Below are 19,064 nucleotides of genomic sequence, written 5' to 3'. Positions count from 1 at the left end.
TTTAAATAACTGCTTTTACTGCGCAGATTTATATAGCAACCGATTTGGGCTACCAGAAGGATTTTTTACCACATTATTACTTGCTTGGTTTAAAAGATTGTTCGAGATTGTCTGAGGTGTTGCAGTAGGCGTACTTTGCAACATTTCAGCTACGACACCGACAACATGTGGAGTAGCCATTGAAGTTCCATTCAAAACTTTAGTTGCTGTATTACTCCCAATCCAAGAAGAGTTAATCTGGCTTCCAGGCGCAAAAATATCAACGCAGCTTCCATAATTCGAATAACTCGCTCGAGTATCTGTACTATCTGTAGCAGCAACAGTAATTGCCTTACTTACTCTGGCAGGAGAAGAACTACATGCATCTGTATTCGAGTTTCCTGCAGCCACAACCATTACATAACTATTATTAAATAAATTTTCCACTGCACTATCTAAAGATGCGTTTGCTTCACCTCCTAAAGACATATTCACTACAGCTGGCTTTTTACCATTTTTTAATATCCAATCTAGCCCCGCAATCACATTACTCGAAGCACCAGAACCATCACATCCTAAAATCCGAATGGGTACTAAGCTTACATTCTTGGCAACCCCATAGGTACTACCACCAACTGTTCCTGCCACATGTGTACCATGACCATGACAGTCATTTGTGCCATTTCCATCAGATATCGCGGTATAGCCACTTAATACCCGTCCAGAGAACTGTTGATGTGTAGACAATATTCCTGTATCAACAATATAAGCGGTTGTGCCTGAACCTGTTTGTAAGTACGAATAGGCTGAATCTAGAGGTAAGTTTTTTTGGTCAATACGATCTAGTCCCCAATCTGGGTTACTTTGTGTAGTGGCATCAATTTTCATGATTGTGTCATTTTCAACAGAAACGACTTTCGGATTTTTTTTCATTGCTTCAACAAAAGCAGTACCGGCAACATCGGGTAAATAAATTGCAAATCCTTTAAGTACAGCATCATAGGTCTGTAATACCTTCCCACCATGTTGTTTAGCAATACCTTGTGCAAACTCGTTAGAAGAACCCACATCCTTATTAAGAATAACAATATATTGATTTTTAATAATTCCTTTTGCTTCAGATGAGCCTAATACAGAATTAGTTGTAGCAGGTGCAGCATAGGTTAAATGACTCAGCGCTATTGCTAAAAGAAAAGTCGAAACTTGGCAAAACTTCATAGAAAATCTCCATATTTTTTACTTTAGACATCATTGTTATGATCAGTACAGTCTTTATATTTAGGGATTAACATCTTTAGAAAGGAATTTTTATTATATTCTCCATATATTATGACCACGTCATGTTTTCATAAAACTTGGACCTATACAATGCTATTATCTTTTTTCATTTAAAATTGAGAACCAATTCAAATAAACCAATAAATCAAATATTTTAGAATAAATAACTACCTTACTTTATTTATAATGTAGTTTAGGTGGGATGTATAATGTAAAAATATATAATCATTAAAAATAATATAAATGTGGAAATAATGAGATATGTTCCAGTTGTATTAAAGCTTTTTAAAAATTTCCAGATATCCATAAATAAAAATATAAAACAGTAAGTTATGAAAATTCTTGCAAATTCTAATATAGCCTACAACTAAAAGAGATTTACAATTTTTTAAACTATATGTGTTCAGTATCAAATATGTAAAGATATATTGCAAAAATATGTGATAATTAAGGAAATGTGCAGCCTTTTAAATGGCCATAATTAATAAATACCAAAATCAATATATTCTATAGTTTTTTTAATTTTAGTTCTGCAGCTCAATCTTACAACCAGCTAAATGATGCCTACAATTAACGCTATATTCGATAAAGCCATCTTTAATAAAGTAATTACAATATTCATTTATACTTATGATGGGATCAAATGTCGGTTTTTCCAAGTTACTATTAAAAAACCATTGGTTGCCGTTAGAGAAAGGATAATGCACAGGAATATAATGAAGATATCCGCAAGCAGGACACATATGTTTATACATGCCTCCTTCGAAATACTGTACTTTCATTAACACTCCTTTAAAAATAAAAAAGCCAACTCATAAGAGCCGACTAAACCAATTATTTACAGATTCTATATATTATTAAATTATGTACTATAGCCTTCTCTCTTTTATTTTTCTGTTTTTAATTTATCTAACCTATATGACAAATTCATGAACTTCCGAGTGTAATCTCACACTTTGTTAGTTTGGTAAAATATATTTTATATAATCCATTAATTAAATGATAATTCCAATTAAATAATGAAAAGCAAATTCTAATTTGTTTCTTATTTAGCAGAGGGCTATGTGATTAACTCATATTAATCATTAAATAGATATTATCGCCATATCCAAGAATAAAATTCGATTTATCTAATTGTTTTTAAAAATCAAATAAAAAAGTCCGCATCTTGGGAAGCTACGGACTTGAAACTCAACTAAACAACAGCTAAACATTTTGCCGCTTAGTGAGAAAGCACTATCTTTTTAATCTAATTAAGTTCTATAGTCAGGTCAATAAGGATACTTAATTTTTATAAAAATTAGGTTGAGTTGTGATTTATCTCACATTTCATCTTCTAATAAGTTTAATATGTTTTTCTTTACTCAGTTACATTCTATTTCAAACACTTAAATTAATATCGAGTTAAAATAGTGTTCTAAAATAGAATAATGATTAACTTTAGGAATAAGCTTAAAAGAAACAAAATCCTGATCTTGCTCTCTTTTATTTTCAAAATAATTTTGGCTTTGCCATTTCAACTCGTCTAGCTCAAGTTCACCACATAAAATTGAACATGGAATAGTAATTCGTTTTGACTGGTGAACGGGACTATATTTCAAGATATCTTCGCTTGAAAGATTGAGAGCATGATTTAAATGGGTACTTTGTATAGGTTCCAGATCATAAATTCCACTTAGCAAAACCATCTCGGATATGAGTGGATGGCCTAATGACAAAGCAGCCAGATGCGCCCCTGCCGAATGACCAATTAAAACTACCTCATCAGTTTTCCAGTCTTGCTCTCGAATAAAATTGAGAGCTTGATTAACTTGAGAAGTAATATCTGAAATTTTACTTTGTGGTGCTAAATCATATTCTAAAAGAACGCACTGGACTCCTTTTGCTAGAACATACGCTACAATGAATGCAAAATCTGATTTATCACACCATTGCCAATAACCACCATGAATAAAAATAACAGTCTTTTTGGCTTGCTCTAATGGGAATAAATCTAAAGTTGATCTTGAGTTCGGACCATATTGGATATCTGTGATATGGGTAAATTTTTGATAGCTCAACAAGCTTGTTCTTTTAAATTCTGCCAATATTTCATGTTCATTCGCTACGGTTCTAGAATTATCATATGGTCGCATAGGTCTCTCACTTCAAAGATTCTTTATGAGCATTTAAAGCAAGCTTGGCTGATGAACGTTTTAAATAATAGAAAAATGTAAGAACAACAACTAATGGGACTCCAAACTGTAAAGTTGACTTGAATTCATTTGTAAACCACGTTGTGATCGTAATACTTAAAATTGCGATTAAACCTAACAGGGAGATTAACTGACTCGCTGGAACCTTAAATTTTAACTGTTCTCCTTTTCGTGCCATCTTCCTTCTAAAAAACATATGGGTAACAAAAATACTGCCCCAAGTGAACAGTGCACCGAACATAGATAAAGCAATCATGATCGGGAATGCCGAGTTCGGATTAATGGTATAAACAATACTCGCAATACCAATCCCAACCGCTGACAATAGCAATGCGTTAATTGGTACGCCATTATGACTAATACGACCAAACAGTTTTGGTGCATCACCTGCTCGTGACAAGCTAAATAGCATACGTGTTGAGATATATAGCATACTATTCATGGCTGACAAGGCCGCGACAATTACAATAAAATTTAAAATACTGTCTGCATATGGAATACCTACAATTTTCATCACCATCACAAAAGGGCTGGTCGCTTCGGCTCCAATTAAAGTTGTCCAAGGAACAAGTGCCACAATGAGAAATAAAGACAGCAAATAAAATAGGATTAAGCGAATTGCCGTACTTTTAAAAGCTTTTTTAACAGCTCTTTCTGGATCTTTAGCCTCACCTGCTGCAACAGCGATCATTTCAATACTTAAATAACTAAATATTGAAATGATTACTCCAATCCAGACTCCACTAAAACCATGAGGGAAAAATCCTCCATGCTCGGTTAAATTAGAGAGAACCTGTTTCGTTCCTCCATGACTTTGGGTCAAAATACCAATTGCTAAAAGAATAAATACAATAATTGCAAAGACTTTTATTGTCGAAAACCAATATTCAACCAACCCGAATGCTTTAACACTATATGCATTAACCACAAGTAACGTCAGCGAGAAAAACGCAATCCAGACCCAAGAACCTACATGAGGAAACCATAATTTCATATAGTCAGCAACTGCTGTAATTTCTGTACCGACCGCTAATACAATACATGCCCAATAACAATAACGGACTAAAAACCCAGCAAGCGGACTTACATAATGCTCAGCATATGCCCCAAATGAGCCTGACGTAGGGTGCTGGACTGTCATCTCAGCCAAACAAGTCATAATAGCAAATGCGATTAAGCCTCCAATGGCATAACTCACAATGACGGCTGGGCCAGCAAAGCTAATTGCGAACTTGCTTCCCATGAACAGCCCTGTACCAATCGCTCCACCAATTGCAATCATTCCCATCTGTTTTGCGGATAATTTTTTATGTAAACCCGCTTCTCGATTTTGTATTTCATCAAAACTGCTCATAGGCCCTCCTAGCCATTATTCTAATGTTGATCTCTAACGATCAGGTCACTTCACTGCGCACCAGATAACGTTCATTTTTCCATTCACTATTCAGCATAATTTGCTTAAGTTGTTGTACGGCATTCCAAATATCTTCAAATCCTAGATATAAAGGTGTAATTCCAAAACGTAATACTTCCGGCTCGCGATAATCCCCAATTACCCCACGCGCAATAAGCGCCTGAATAATTTCATAACCGAACTCATGCCTATAACTGACATGACTGCCACGATATTTATGATTTAAAGGTGTAATCAGCTCAAAACCAAACTGGGCACACTCTTGTTGAACAAGTTGAATAAACAAATCAGTTAATTTGAGTGATTTCTCGCGTATTTGTTGCATATCAGCTTGTAAGAAAATATCGATACCACATTCAATTAGACTCATAGAAATAATGGGTTGAGTTCCGCACAAGTAACGGCGAATACTGTTAGCTGGTTCATAGTGCTGAGCCATATCAAAAGGTTTCTTGTGGCTCCACCAGCCTGAGAGAGGTTGCCAGAACTGATCACGATGCTTTCGATTTACCCATAACAACGCTGGAGAACCTGGGCCACCATTTAAATATTTATAAGTACAACCAATCGCAAAATCACTATTGCTCTGATTAAGATCCATAGGCACCGCACCAACCGAGTGACATAAATCCCAAATAATCAAAGCATCTTTAGCGTGAATTTGTTGATTAATAGATTCCATATCATAGAAATATCCTGTCCGATAATTCACATGAGAAAGAACAACTACCGCCACATCTTTTGCTAAAACACGAGATAAATCATCGGTGCCATCAATCAATTCAACTTGATAACCCTGATGAATCAAATCGATAAAGCCTTCAATAATATAAATATCGGTTGGGAAGGCATCTTTTTCAGCAACAATAATTTTACGTTCCGGAAATTTTTCAGCTTGAATTTTTACCGCTGCTGATAAAACTTTGAATAAATTTAGTGTCGTTGAGTCTGAAATAACCACTTCCCCTTTTTCGGCACCGATAAGCTGCGCGACTTTATCTCCGAGTCTAGTCGGTAAGCCCCACCAATCTGCTTTATTCCAACTATTAATGAGGTCCTCACCCCACTCTTTTGCAATAATATGCTGAGCAACCTCTAATGATTTTTTTGGTCTTGCACCCAAAGAATTACCATCTAAATAAATGACATTTTCTGGTAATGCAAATTCGTCTTTAAACTTTTTGAGTTCATCTTCCTGATCCCAATAGAGGCATTGTTCGTGAGTAATCATTTGTTATTTCACCTATTTTCAACATTTCCTTTGTATTTGAATTTTATCACGCCAATTCTTTCGATTTATTCGATAATATTTGATTAAAATTTGCTATTTTCGTATAAAATTCGAATTAAAATTAAAAAACATGGATGAAATTCGAAAATGAATGTAGATGCAATTGATCTTAAAATTTTAAAATATTTACAAGATAATGCTCGGTTAAGTAACCAAGAACTGGCCGATCTCGTTAACCTTTCGGCTTCAGCTTGTCATCGGCGAGTTAAAATTTTAGAAAGCAATGGTGTAATTGAAAAATATCAAGCGAAAGTTAATTATGAAAAACTAGGTATAAAAATTGAGGCAATTGTCGAAATAAAGCTTGCCCAACTCACAGAAAATGATCACAACTTCTTTTTAAGTCAGATCAAAAATTTTGATGAAGTCATTAATGCATATATTATTACTGGCGAATCTAATTATGTTTTACACGTTGCGACCAAAGATTTGAGTTCTTTTTCTCATTTCGTCATTAATACCTTAAATAAAATAAAAGGTGTAGTGAGCATCAATTCCAAGATCATTTTACAGAAGATTGTGCAAAAGCCACTTTGACCCATCATTTTTAATTATAGAGCCATCTCATGATCGAAACTCAGCGTTTAATTTTAAGACCGTGGAAAGAAAGTGATGTTGAGCCTTTTATAACAATGGGCTTAGATCAAGATGTTATGCAATTTTTCCCAAATCTATTAACACCCCAAGAAAGCCATAATTTAATCCAAAAAATTTCATCTCTCATTAATAAAAATGGTTGGGGCTTCTGGGCAGTAGAATTAAAAGAAACCCATCAATTTATCGGGTTTATTGGTTTACATAGCCAACCTGAACAATTTGACTTCTCTCCATGTGTGGAAATTGGGTGGCGACTTGCAAAAGACTTCTGGAAACAAGGTTATGCAACTGAAGGAGCAAAAGCGGCTTTAGACTATGGTTTTAATGTACTGAATTTAGATAAGATCGTTTCATTTACCGCTAACATAAATATACCCTCTCAAGCGGTCATGGAAAGACTTGGAATGCACAGAGTTAAAAACTTTGATCATCCCAAGGTTCCTCTCCATCACCAACTAAAAGCACATGTGTTATATGAAATTACAAGCTCTTCATTTATTTTTTGATTAAAGTCAAAATTTTAAATTATTAATAAAAATTTTCTTAATCATCGAAATCATAGCCAACAGATGTAGAGCACTCCCAATACTCATGGATTTTACTTGCGATATCATCTTTTCCCATTGTAGTGAGTACATAAAAGAGTTTAGCCTCTTTATTTTTTCTTAGTATTAAGAGGTTGTAGTAATCATACTCAGGCCCATTAAGACCTAATGTTGGCTGTGATTCACAGTGCTTTTCTGCTTTGTAATGCCATTCAAGCTTATAGGTATCAAGGCCATCAGCAGCATTGATTACAATACCGTCATTGGCTCCGCCAATAAATCCAATTTTCATTGCTTTCTCTAAATTCTTATTAGGGTTAATTTTAAATATATCTTTAAACAAGTATCCTTCAATTTATAAAATGTATGTCAATACGTATCCTATGTAAGCAAAATTAACCATAAATATAGATAGCCTTTTAAGATTTCTTAATTATAAACTTTGCCTGTCTATTTTTACTTCAAACACAGTAAAAGTTATCTATTAAAAAGCATTTATTATTGTTTCCTGTTTTGCAAAATTACACGCTATAATTTTCAAATCATTTATCCTCCCTACCCATCACATTAATCAAAACACCTTTTGAAACAATTAATGGGTGGAGTTTTAAATTAATTTTATATCTCGAAGTTTCTTTAATTAATGATTTTAAAAAGGATATATGGTAGATGTGTCTTAAAAAATTTTCTTTAAATGATTTTGGAGATATTTAGATATGTCTAAAATCGTAATGTTTGACATGGATGGTACGCTATTAGATCTCGCTTTTGATGATTTCATCTGGAATGAATGTCTTCCTAAGCGACATGCAGAGATACATCAACTTCCAATCGACCAGAGCCAAAAAACACTATATCAGTTTTATCAATTACATAGACATACGCTTGTTTGGTATTCATCAGCTTATTGGACCAAAACTGTAGGCGTTGATGTACTCAAATTACAGCAAGAATTTCAGACAAAAATTCAAGCTCGGTCTGGTTGTATTGAGCTTCTACAGGAACTGAAAAAGCAAGGATATAGTTGTTGGTTAGTTACAAATGCCGATCGTGCAAGCTTACAGTTAAAGCTCGATAATGTTGCAATTAAACACTTCTTTGACGTAATCGTATCGAGTGAACAAATTGGTTATGCAAAAGAAGATATTCATTTTTGGCAAGAGCTCCAAAAATTACACCCTTTTGACCCAGACGTAACCATTTTTATTGATGATACAGCTCCTGTACTAAAAACAGCTGAAAAATTTGGTATCAAGCACTTGTTTACTATCTTGCAGCCCTCAACTCTAAAGGATGTAAGAAAGCATGAAGATTTAGAATATAAAGCGCTAGATCGACTTACAGAATTGCTGTCTATATTGAATCAAATTGATAGAAAGGATAATGATGTCAAAATCGCTTGAAAACGATGCTGTAGAGACCATGCGTATCGACAAATGGTTATGGGCTGCTCGTTTTTTTAAAACTCGTTCAATTGCTAAAGCAGCAATCGAAGGAGGGAAAGTACATCACAATAATGAGCGTGTAAAAGTTTCCAAAGAAATTCGTGTTGGAATGGAACTTATTATTCAACAAGGTTTTGATAAAAAAACCGTTGTCGTAAAAGCGCTTGCGAACACACGTGGTCCAGCACCAGTTGCCCAGCAACTTTATGAAGAAACAGAAGTAAGTATCGCTAGACGGGAGTTGATTGCATCCCAACGAAAATTGCATAATCTTGCTCGACCTGATCATAGACCGAGTAAAAAGGATCGTAGACAGATTAATCGGTTTAAACAGGACAATGATCAGCACTGGTCGTATGGTGATGAATAAAAACGTCGAGTTGTGTCGCACACACACAGACAACACATAGAAGCTATAGAAAAAATCTGTCACTATTAGCCCTGTGAAACAAGTTGAGATTCAATGCATCCACTTGGGTTAAACGTGATGAACTTAGAGTATTGAGGTTTTTGAGATGGATGAGAATAAAAGCAAAGCATTACAAGCCGCGCTAAGTCAAATTGAGAAGCAATTTGGCAAAAATACGGTGATGCGTCTCGGTGACAACACTGTTCAAGCAGTTGAAGCTGTATCTACAGGTTCTTTGACTTTAGATATTGCATTGGGGATTGGCGGTTTACCGAAAGGTCGTATCGTTGAGATTTATGGTCCAGAATCTTCTGGTAAAACCACAATGACTCTCCAAGCGATTGCACAATGTCAAAAAGCTGGTGGTACTTGTGCATTTATCGATGCAGAACACGCATTAGATCCACAATATGCACGTAAGCTGGGCGTGGACATTGATAATCTACTTGTATCGCAACCAGATAACGGTGAACAAGCACTCGAGATTGCAGACATGCTAGTTCGCTCTGGTGCAATTGATTTAATCGTTGTCGACTCAGTTGCTGCTCTTACTCCTAAAGCAGAAATTGAAGGCGAAATGGGTGACTCCCACATGGGCTTACAAGCTCGCTTAATGAGTCAGGCATTACGTAAAATTACGGGTAACGCTAAACGCTCGAACTGTATGGTTATTTTCATTAACCAGATCCGTATGAAAATTGGTGTAATGTTTGGTAGCCCTGAGACTACGACTGGTGGTAACGCATTGAAGTTCTATGCTTCTGTACGTTTAGATATCCGCCGTATTGGTCAAGTCAAAGAAGGTGATGAAATCATCGGTTCTGAAACTCGAGTTAAAGTTGTTAAAAACAAAATGGCTCCTCCATTTAAAGAAGCTATTTTCCAAATCTTGTACGGTAAAGGTACAAACCAGCTTGGCGAACTTGTAGATTTAGCTGTACAACAAGATATCGTGCAAAAAGCAGGCGCTTGGTATTCATATCAAGGCAATAAAATTGGCCAAGGTAAAAACAATGTTATCCGCCACTTTGAAGAGAACCCTCAAATGGCTGGAGAAATTGAAAAGATTATCCGTGAACAACTGCTAACTACGGGTACTAATGGTGCTGTACAAGTGGAAGATGAAGAAGAAGATCTTTTATTAGAGTCTTAATTACCGCTTATAAGTCTTAAAACGCCCTTCGGGGCGTTTTTTACAAGGAAATATTAAATATGTTCAAAAGAACAGAAGAACAGCCCCAACAACGCGCTTTGCTTACAGGGCAACGTTTGCGCTCATATGCTTTTGCATTATTGACTCGTCGAGATTATTCGAAAGCAGAACTGATCGAGAAATTGAATCGTTACGCACAAAACCCTGAAGAGGTTAAGCAACTTGTTGAAGAGTTATCTGAGCAAAATTATCAAAGTGACCAACGTGTTGCAGAACTAACATTAGCTAGCCAAATTCGTAAAGGTAAAGGGCCAAAACGCATTAAACAAGCTTTAAAAACTAAACAAATCGAAAATGATTTAATTGCAGATGAAATTCATAATATTGATTGGGTGGAACAGGCTTATCAACTTAAAGTGAAAAAGTTTGGTGAAGAAGTAGAAAAAGATCCTAAACTTAAAGCAAAACAGATGAGGTTTTTACAATATAGAGGATTTGATTTAGATGTAATTATGAAGGCAATCCAACGGAGATCGGATTAGAGGATGGTGGCAACCCCACTAGCAAAACTTCGGCACATCATAGATCTGCTACCGTTGCTACCTTCCGGTCCTGGCGGGGTTCACAGAGTACAATTGCGAAGCCACCAGCGGGGCTACCATTGCAAAACAGAGTATAGAGATTTTTAAAAGAGTTGCAAGCCTTCTTCTCAATTTTAAGCAAGTTTATGTTTCAATTGATTAATTCATCGTCAAAAACATATAAATTCCTAGAATCTCTTATCTTATATTCTTTCTTGATACTTATTTTGAATAAAATATGCTTGAAGATTGTAAACTATTCTTGCATTTATATTGTTAGCTGTTTTAATTGCAATGATCAATTAAAACCTTAGATAGCTAATGTGAATAGTTTACATATTCCCTTCTCAAGTTAGCTTTTACATAAAATTATGGACCTATACTCATGCGATTGATGAAGCATTCTTTATTATTTATTGCCTTAATGAGCACTACTTCTCTCTATGCCAATATTCCAATTGAATCGCGCGGTTTAAGTCAAAGTGGTGGTAGTTCAACTAACACTTCATCGAATAACGCTTCAGTCCCTAGTAATTTAAATTGGGAATTGATGCAAAAAAACCAACAATTAGAAAATGATATACGCACCTTACGCGGACAGTTAGAAGAACAATCGAATGATATTGAACAACTGAAAAAAGATTTATCTAATCGCTATACTGATTTAGATCAGCGTTTGGAATTACTAAATCAAAAAGTAGATCCAGAAAGTGTAGCACCAGACAATACAGCAAATAGTGATGCTACAGCTACCGGAAGCTCAGAAGCTCCTCCTACCGACAATAAAGCAGCTAGTACTACAACTGCTGCAAGTCAAGTTACTTCCCCCTCACAAACGCAAGTAACACAACCAGCTTCATCGCCTGCTATGCAAAATCAATCGAACCCTGTAGAACTTGAAAAAGCAGCTTATACTGTCGCTTTAGATGCCTACAAACAAGGTGGAGCGAAAAAAGCGATTGCTCCAATGCAAAACTTTATCAAAAATCATCCTAATAGCGTTTATACAGGGAATGCCTATTTTTGGTTAGCCGAGTTTAATTTAGCAACTGATCCGGTAAATTATAATGAGGCTAAAAAGAACTATAATGTAGTCGCTACGCAATACCCAAATTCTAGTAAAGCTCCTCGCGCGCTTTATCAACTCTACAGTATTGCCAAAGATGTTGATAAAAATACTGTATCAGCAAACCAATATAAAGCTAAAATTTTAAGTCAGTATCCAAAATCTGAAGAAGCCAAATTTTTTAACAAATAAAAGTTTTTAAGAAAAAAAGACACCGCAGATTGCGGTGTCTTTTTTTGAATATCTCGGCTTAACGCACAATACCACGTTCTGATTGCTCAACAGAGTCAATTAATAATTGAGCTTCTGGAATATTCGGAAGAATATCATTTTTAATCTGCTCAACAGCTTGAACAGAAGTCAGGCCTGATTTAAAAATCAATTTATAAGCTTCTCTAAGGCCTTGAATTGTATCCTTAGACCAACCCTTTCGACGCATACCTTCTATATTAATACCAAACGCATGTGCTGGATTACCAGATGCCATAACATAAGCTGGCACATCTTTTAAAATTAAAGATGCTCCACCAACCATACTGTAAGAATCGATTTTACAGAATTGATGAATTCCCGAATTACCACCAATAATGACATGATCACCAATATGGACGTGTCCAGCAACACCAACATTATTTGCGAAAATATTATGATTACCAACAATACAGTCATGTGCAATATGCGTATTAACCATCAATAAGTTATGACTACCTATTTTAGTTAAAGCATTATCTTGTACAGTTCCTCTATGTAAACTGCAATGCTCACGAATTAAATTATGATCTCCAATCTCTAACCAAGTTTCTTCACCTTGATATTTCAAGTCTTGGCAAACTTCACCAACACTTGCAAACTGGAAAATCTCATTATTTTGACCAATTTTGGTAAAACCACCAACTACAACATGTGAATGTAATTTAGTACCAGCGCCAATCGTCACATTTGGACCAATAATACAATAAGGTCCTATCTGGACATCCGGGGCAATCACTGCAGATGGATCAATAATGGCCGTAGAATGAATTAAATCGTGATTGCTCATGCCTGCTCTGTTTTTTGGTGTGAAATCATAATTTCAGCGGTTGTTGCTACAATACCGTCAACGGTAGCCGTACAGTTATATTTGTAGATACCGCGTTTTTGCATTACTAATTCAGATTTTAATACAAGTTGGTCGCCAGCAACTACTTGTTTTTTAAATCTAACCTTTTCTGCACCAGCAAAGAGGAATAAAGAACCCGGTTTTGGCGTCTCATTGTTCATGATAAAACCCAGAACGCCCGAAACTTGAGCTAATGCTTCTACAATTAGAACACCAGGCATAATCGGATATTCTGGGAAATGTCCTTGGAGGAATTCTTCATTGATAGAAACATTTTTATAACCAACAATACTATTGTCAGTAACTTCAGTCACACGATCAACCAATAAGAATGGGTAACGATGCGGCAAATATTGACGAATCGTTTGAATCTGCATTGGTAATTCAGGGATGGCAAATTTAGGTGTAGTTGACTCGGTCATAATATTCTATTTACGCAAATTAAAAGTTGATTCAAGAGACTCTATTTGAGCTTGTATATGATCAAGTCGTTTAGTGATTTGGGTCAATGGCACATCTGCTAATTGTCGCAAGCGTACAATTGTCTTTTTCCAATGACTATTTTCAAATAATCCAATTCCTGAAGAATAGGTACCAGCTTCAGAAATATTTTTTGTGACCATTGACATTCCAGTTAAAGTCACATTATCAGTGATTGAAAGGTGACCAGACACACCACAGGCTCCTGCAAGAATACAGTTTTTGCCAATTTTAGTGCTTCCAGCAATTCCACATTTAGCAGCAATCGCTGTATTGGAACCAATATGAACGTTATGTGCGATTTGCACAAGATTATCAATAATTACCCCATCTTCCAAAATCGTATTATCTAGTGCCCCTCGATCAATACTACAATTTGATCCAATACGGACATCATTACCAATAATAACTGAACCTAATTGTGCAATACGATGCCATTTACCTTGATATGGTGCAAAGCCAAAGCCTTCACTACCAATTACAGTACTTGCATGAACTCGAACACGATCAAGTAATTTAGAACCGCCAGTAATGGTGACATGAGAATCAATAAAACAATCCTTTCCAATTTCCACATTATCATCCAGACGAGTATGAGACTGAATAATCGTGTTCTCACCTACTACACAATTTTCACCAATTACAACGTAATGGCCAATATATGCTTTTTCAGAAATAATTGCAGAAGGATGAATTTGAGCAGTACTTTCAATACCTATTGATGTGATCTTTTTATCAAAAGCATGGGTAAGGATGGCAAAAGCCAAATATGGATTATCAACAATAATAAAATTTTGTTTATCAGTAAGCTGTTCTTTAATAGAGCTTGTAACAATGTACGCACCCGCACGGCTAGCCTTTGCTTGATCAATATACTTTTCGCCATTTACGAAAGTAATATGAGAAGGTTCAGCATTTTCTAAACTTGCTAGGTTTATAAATTGAAGACTACCCGCACCGACTAACTCACCATTCACTAGGTGAGCTAGTTCATCTAAACGATAATGTTGCACTTTCATTAATTTATTTCATTGAATTAACCTTTTGTATCATTTTATCAGTTAAATCATATTTAGCGTCATAGGCAACGGTCGAATTTTTATTCAAAATGAAGTCAAGATTATTTTCTTTTCGTAATTGTTCAGCTGCTTGCTTCACACGAGTCTCAAAAGTTGAGTTCATTCCTTGCAAACTAGTTTGAACTTTAGATTGCAAGCCTTGTTGAGTTGAATTAAATTCATTTAATTTTGACTGATATTGAGTCTGAAGCTTTTTAATATCATCTTCTTTCATTTTTTGCCCTTGGGTTTGGGCTTGACGTTGAAGACCTTCTAACTCTTTACCCAACTGCTCAAGACGAGTTGTTGTTGGTTTAACAGATTGATTTAAACTTGCATTTTGTTGTTTTAAATAAGTACTACTTTCAACAACTTTAGCAAGATCAATAACGCCATAACCAGCTGCATTAGTCATAGCAGAAACTGTAAGACCTAATCCTAACATTAATATATTTAATTTTTTCATCTTAATTTGTGTCCTTATTTCATTGTTTAGTCAAGTCGTACTTAGAAAGTACGACCGATTTCAAACTGAATCTCTTTAGTTTCGTCACCAGGCTTGTCATTTAACGGGAATGCATAGCTAAGAGATAATGGTCCAATCATAGTGATCCATGTGAAACCAACACCTACGCTATAGCGCATATTGCCTAAATCAAAACCGTAGTTATCTTCACAGTATTTTTTTGCATCTGCTATTTGCTGCCCATTCATAATCATAGAATAAGAGCCAACATCACATTTAGTATCAAATACTTGACCGCCTTCAGCAAAAAGAACTGGTCGTACTTGGCGAGTCCAATCTCCTTTGAATGGCAATGGTAAAGCAAGCTCTGTACCAAACTGAACTAAAGCATTACCACCAACTTCTTCTGGAGAAGAGTCATTTTTACCTTCTTCTTGTAAATTCACGCTTGAATATTTCGGGCCCAAGGTACTGTTGTCATAACCACGAACAGAACCATAACCACCCGCATAGAAGTTTTTATAGAATGGTAAATCATTACCATAACCAAGCTTACCATAGCCACGCAGCACAAAACCTGTGTCTTTAATAGGCCAGAACGCTTGAGCATCATAAGTTGCTTTTTGGTATTCAACATCACTACCTGGCAAACCAATTTCAAGCCCCACTCGATGAGACATACCTGAAGTTGGGAAAATTGGTCTATTTAAGGTGTTATATGACCAACCTAAATTCAGATTATAGGTGAAGAATTCACCTTCAAAAGCATTATCATAACTGGTAAGACCTAACGTATTATTATTCGAATCTACACATTTAGTAGCAAGATCATAACCTTCTGGCTTAGTTGTTGGAGGTGCAGTTCCATTTGCCTTATCAATATCAGCTTGAGACTTATAACTTCCTGAACAGTACTCTCCTTTACCAGTGGCCTTCCCACCATTTTTTACCAAATAATCACGTACATACGTTGATACAAATGCACCAGTAGTTACTTTAGTATTATCAATACCAACCGAAGCACTTAGGCTTTGGTTTTCATCAATTGGATAACCAAAACTTAAACTACCGCCGAAACTATCAGTAACGTAATTATTAACGTTATAGTCATCATTAAGTTTCGTTTTACGATAGTAAACGTTATAGCCGCGGCTTACCCCATCAATTGTAAAGTAAGGGTCAGTAACACTTAAGTTATAGTAATCTTGAGTTTCAGAACGAGATAAATCGATCGCAACACGGTTACCCGTTCCCATAAAGTTAGTTTGACTCAAACCTGCTTGGAATGTGATACCACCACTTTGCGAGTAACCTACCGCTAATGTTGTAGTTCCCGAGTGTTGCTCTTCAACATTTACGTTTAAATCCACCTGATCTGGTGAATTTGGGATACGAGCTGGTTTGATATCAACTGTCTTAAAGAATCCTGTACGTTCTAAACGGACTTTAGATAAATCAATTTTTTCATTACTTGCTAAAGCGCCTTCCATTTGACGCATTTCACGACGTAAAACTTCATCAGCAGTTTTACTATTACCTGTAAAGTTAATACGACGTACGGTCACTTGCTGACCTGGGTTTACATAATAATTTAGGTCAACAATGCCTGTTTCGTTATTAATTTGCGGAACAACGTTCACATCTGCAAAGTAATAACCAGCATTACCATATTTACGCAATAACAATTGCTTAACAGCATTTACTTTTTCTTGAGAATAGGTATCGCCGTCTTTATAGATTTTTAAAGCTTGCAGTTCTTCAGGTTTATAAAGTGCGTCACCTAAAAATTTGGTTTGGCCAAATTTGAACTGACTACCTTCCTCTACAGCAACTTCAATAAAGATATTCTTTTTATCTTCACTAATATTAAGCTGTGAGTTATTGATATGAAAATTGATATAACCCTTATTCAGATACATCGCACGCAAAGCTTCAAGGCTCGCTGCCATTTTCTCTCTAGCATAACGGTCATTACGAGTTACAACTGAAGCCCAACCACTTTCTTTAACTGCGAAAGCTTGTTTAATTTCACTGTCTTTAAAAACAGTATTACCAATAATATTGATGTTAAAAACTTTAGCTGCCGTACCTTCATTAAAATTTAATTTAAGTTCAACACGGTTATTTGGGCGAGCTATCGTATCAACAGTTACATCAGCATCATAACGACCTTGCTGAGTATATTGCTGCTCTAATTCGGTTTCAATTGTTTGCAAAGCTGACTTCTTGAAAACTTCGCCTTCAGCAATGCCCATTTTTTTGAGGCCTTGCTCTAAAGCCTCTTTAGGAATAAGTTTGTTACCCTTAAATTCAAGTTTTGAAATAATTGGGCGCTCTACGACATTAAAAACTAAAGTATCGTTATCTTTTGATGCTTTAATATCGTCAAAAAGTCCAGTGGCATACAATGTTCGAATTGCTTCTGCGATCATCGGTTCATTAACGCGATCGCCACTGTTGATTGGCAACATGGTAGAAACATTTGCAGGAGTAAGACGGACCAAACCATCTATACGAATATCTCGAACAACGAAATCATCAGCTGCATATGCTTGTTGTACCGCTGCCATAGCGCTAACAAGTGCCAAAGGCATTAAAAAATGTGTGTGCCGCATGCCAGTTTTTCCAGTAAGTTATAAATCCATATACGTTTACAAACGCATAAAATCGTTAAATAAAGCTAAAAGCATCATACTACCGAGCAGTACCATACCAATTTTTAGACCAAACATTTGTATTTGTTCAGAAACAGGCTTCCCACGAATAGCTTCAATAATGTAATAAACGAGATGTCCACCATCAAGCATTGGAATTGGCAATAAATTTAAAATTCCAAGACTTACACTCATTAAAGCCATAAATGAGATAAAAGTCTGCCATCCCATTTCCGCACTTTGTCCCGCCACTTTCGCGATTGTAATTGGTCCGGAAAGATTCTCTAGACCAATCAATCCCTTAACCATTTTTACTATTGAACTCAATATCATGCTAGAGATTTGGCTAGTCTTATCTAGCGACATCTGGAAAGCTTGCAATGGAGTATATTGAATTGTTTGCTTATATTCGTCAGGAATTGTAATTTTTCCTGCATCACTTTTTACGCCTAAAACACCGCTCACTTGTCCCATATTGTCACGCTTTCCTTGAGGCATGACTTGCAAATGAACGAGTTGACCATTACGCAACACATCAATACTAAGTAACTTTTCTGGTGAGTGTTGTACAATCTCCACAACATCAAACCAGTCTTTCATCGCTTGACCATTAATGGATACAATACGATCACCGACTTTCATTCCTTGTCGAATTGCTGCTCCATCTGCAGTCAACTCGGTTACAATAGCTGGAATAACGGGACGATAAGGTAAAAAGCCTAATACATCTAAAGCTGATTCATTCTGATTTTTTAAAAAGTCTTTAATCGGCAAAACAATATTTTTTTCAGTACCTGCACGATCTACATCGATATTCAAGTTACCAGTTTCACCTACACGATCAATCAAAGCAAAGTTAAGTTTTTCCCAAGTTTGCGTTTCCTTTCCGTCAACAGCAATAATCTTGTCACCTACTTGTAGTTGAGCTGTAGCAGCTGGCGAGTTGGGTACAACCTTACCCACTCTTGTATTTAGTTGTTCCTGTGCTGGTAAAAATAAAATCCAAAAAAGTAAAACAGCAAAAATCAAGTTAATTAAAGGCCCAGCCGCAACAATTGCTATACGCTTCCATGGTTTTTGACGGTTAAATGCATAAGGTAAATCTTGCTCTGCAACATTACCTTCGCGCTCATCAAGCATTTTTACATAACCGCCTAAAGGCAAAGCTGAAAGTTGGTACTTAATTCCAGATTTTTTTGATGTCCATTTAAGTAATGTCGGACCAAAACCAATAGAATAAACTAGAACCTTAACACCAAGTTTTCGTGCCACCCAATAATGACCGAACTCATGAATTGCAATTAATGGACCGAGCAAGAGAGCTGCTGCTGCAATCATAAATAATGCGCTCATT

Annotated in this window: 19 protein-coding genes and 1 other RNA gene; 7 read left to right on the top strand and 13 right to left on the bottom strand. The window is 35.9% G+C overall.

What is annotated here, in order from left to right:
- Window positions 1-15: 15 nt before the first annotated feature.
- The 5 genes from KIP84_RS07600 to kynU all read right to left on the bottom strand — a co-directional run bounded on the left by KIP84_RS07600 (window position 16) and on the right by kynU (window position 6,097).
- Window positions 16-1,197, bottom strand: coding sequence for a S8 family peptidase (locus KIP84_RS07600; RefSeq protein ID WP_213689641.1), 1,182 nt, complete (start codon window positions 1,195-1,197; stop codon window positions 16-18).
- Between the two features lie 584 nt (window positions 1,198-1,781).
- A complete protein-coding gene (locus KIP84_RS18795) occupies window positions 1,782-2,039 on the bottom strand; it encodes a DUF6527 family protein (protein ID WP_068563081.1) in 258 nt (85 codons plus the stop codon).
- Between the two features lie 606 nt (window positions 2,040-2,645).
- Complete coding sequence (locus tag KIP84_RS07595; protein WP_068563082.1) at window positions 2,646-3,392, bottom strand: alpha/beta hydrolase; 747 nt, start codon at window positions 3,390-3,392, stop codon at window positions 2,646-2,648.
- 7 nt (window positions 3,393-3,399) lie between these two features.
- Window positions 3,400-4,806, bottom strand: coding sequence for an amino acid permease (locus tag KIP84_RS07590; RefSeq protein ID WP_213689640.1), 1,407 nt, complete (start codon window positions 4,804-4,806; stop codon window positions 3,400-3,402).
- 40 nt (window positions 4,807-4,846) lie between these two features.
- A complete protein-coding gene (gene kynU / locus KIP84_RS07585) occupies window positions 4,847-6,097 on the bottom strand; it encodes a kynureninase (RefSeq protein ID WP_213689639.1) in 1,251 nt (416 codons plus the stop codon).
- A gap of 147 nt (window positions 6,098-6,244) precedes the next feature.
- On the opposite strand from kynU, the gene gigD reads away from it, so the two are divergent.
- Entirely contained in the window at window positions 6,245-6,694 is a 450-nt protein-coding gene (gigD, locus tag KIP84_RS07580) for an Lrp/AsnC family transcriptional regulator GigD (RefSeq protein WP_004791887.1), read from the top strand.
- 29 nt (window positions 6,695-6,723) lie between these two features.
- Window positions 6,724-7,260, top strand: a complete 537-nt coding sequence (locus tag KIP84_RS07575) for a GNAT family N-acetyltransferase (RefSeq protein ID WP_068563085.1) — start codon at window positions 6,724-6,726, stop codon at window positions 7,258-7,260.
- Window positions 7,261-7,297: 37 nt separating this feature from the next.
- Here the strand turns inward: KIP84_RS07575 and KIP84_RS07570 are convergent, their stop codons facing one another.
- Window positions 7,298-7,591, bottom strand: coding sequence for a hypothetical protein (locus tag KIP84_RS07570; protein WP_025465974.1), 294 nt, complete (start codon window positions 7,589-7,591; stop codon window positions 7,298-7,300).
- A gap of 424 nt (window positions 7,592-8,015) precedes the next feature.
- On the opposite strand from KIP84_RS07570, the gene KIP84_RS07565 reads away from it, so the two are divergent.
- The 4 genes from KIP84_RS07565 (at window position 8,016) to KIP84_RS07550 (ending at window position 10,848) form a co-directional block, all read left to right on the top strand.
- On the top strand, window positions 8,016-8,702 hold the full coding sequence (locus tag KIP84_RS07565) for an HAD-IA family hydrolase (RefSeq protein WP_213689638.1): 687 nt from the start codon (window positions 8,016-8,018) through the stop codon (window positions 8,700-8,702).
- Window positions 8,686-9,114: a S4 domain-containing protein gene (locus tag KIP84_RS07560; RefSeq protein WP_068563087.1), complete on the top strand. Its 429-nt coding sequence runs from the start codon at window positions 8,686-8,688 to the stop codon at window positions 9,112-9,114. The genes KIP84_RS07565 and KIP84_RS07560 overlap by 17 nt, the downstream gene beginning before the upstream one ends.
- 145 nt (window positions 9,115-9,259) lie before the next feature.
- Complete coding sequence (recA, locus tag KIP84_RS07555; RefSeq protein ID WP_002115680.1) at window positions 9,260-10,306, top strand: recombinase RecA; 1,047 nt, start codon at window positions 9,260-9,262, stop codon at window positions 10,304-10,306.
- A 59-nt stretch (window positions 10,307-10,365) separates the two neighbouring features.
- The gene (locus KIP84_RS07550; protein WP_005068912.1) at window positions 10,366-10,848 is read left to right on the top strand and encodes a regulatory protein RecX; all 483 of its coding nucleotides are present in this window, start codon (window positions 10,366-10,368) and stop codon (window positions 10,846-10,848) included.
- 13 nt (window positions 10,849-10,861) lie between these two features.
- Here the strand turns inward: KIP84_RS07550 and ffs are convergent.
- An RNA gene (gene ffs, locus KIP84_RS07545) (signal recognition particle sRNA small type) lies at window positions 10,862-10,958 on the bottom strand.
- A gap of 314 nt (window positions 10,959-11,272) precedes the next feature.
- On the opposite strand from ffs, the gene KIP84_RS07540 reads away from it, so the two are divergent.
- Complete coding sequence (locus tag KIP84_RS07540) at window positions 11,273-12,145, top strand: YbgF trimerization domain-containing protein (protein WP_068563088.1); 873 nt, start codon at window positions 11,273-11,275, stop codon at window positions 12,143-12,145.
- Between the two features lie 58 nt (window positions 12,146-12,203).
- Here KIP84_RS07540 and lpxA read toward each other — a convergent pair whose 3' ends face one another.
- Genes lpxA through rseP form a run of 6 tightly spaced genes read right to left on the bottom strand, consistent with a single transcriptional unit; the run spans window position 12,204 to window position 19,063 of the window.
- Window positions 12,204-12,992 (bottom strand): acyl-ACP--UDP-N-acetylglucosamine O-acyltransferase, encoded by a 789-nt coding sequence (gene lpxA / locus KIP84_RS07535; protein ID WP_213689637.1) that lies wholly within the window; start codon window positions 12,990-12,992, stop codon window positions 12,204-12,206.
- Window positions 12,989-13,474, bottom strand: a complete 486-nt coding sequence (gene fabZ, locus KIP84_RS07530; RefSeq protein WP_002115603.1) for a 3-hydroxyacyl-ACP dehydratase FabZ — start codon at window positions 13,472-13,474, stop codon at window positions 12,989-12,991. The genes lpxA and fabZ overlap by 4 nt, the downstream gene beginning before the upstream one ends.
- Before the next feature lie 6 nt (window positions 13,475-13,480).
- On the bottom strand, window positions 13,481-14,551 hold the full coding sequence (lpxD, locus tag KIP84_RS07525) for a UDP-3-O-(3-hydroxymyristoyl)glucosamine N-acyltransferase (RefSeq protein ID WP_014206984.1): 1,071 nt from the start codon (window positions 14,549-14,551) through the stop codon (window positions 13,481-13,483).
- A 4-nt stretch (window positions 14,552-14,555) separates the two neighbouring features.
- Window positions 14,556-15,056 (bottom strand): OmpH family outer membrane protein, encoded by a 501-nt coding sequence (locus KIP84_RS07520; RefSeq protein ID WP_016145644.1) that lies wholly within the window; start codon window positions 15,054-15,056, stop codon window positions 14,556-14,558.
- 41 nt (window positions 15,057-15,097) lie between these two features.
- Entirely contained in the window at window positions 15,098-17,671 is a 2,574-nt protein-coding gene (gene bamA / locus KIP84_RS07515) for an outer membrane protein assembly factor BamA (protein WP_068563090.1), read from the bottom strand.
- Between the two features lie 36 nt (window positions 17,672-17,707).
- Window positions 17,708-19,063: an RIP metalloprotease RseP gene (rseP, locus tag KIP84_RS07510; RefSeq protein WP_213689636.1), complete on the bottom strand. Its 1,356-nt coding sequence runs from the start codon at window positions 19,061-19,063 to the stop codon at window positions 17,708-17,710.
- Window position 19,064 lies beyond the last annotated feature (1 nt).

The organism is Acinetobacter sp. BHS4 (genome assembly GCF_018454425.1).
Lineage (GTDB): Bacteria > Pseudomonadota > Gammaproteobacteria > Pseudomonadales > Moraxellaceae > Acinetobacter > Acinetobacter pittii.
The sequence above is the reverse complement of the archived record's forward strand: the minus strand, read 5'-3'. Positions and strand labels throughout refer to the sequence as shown.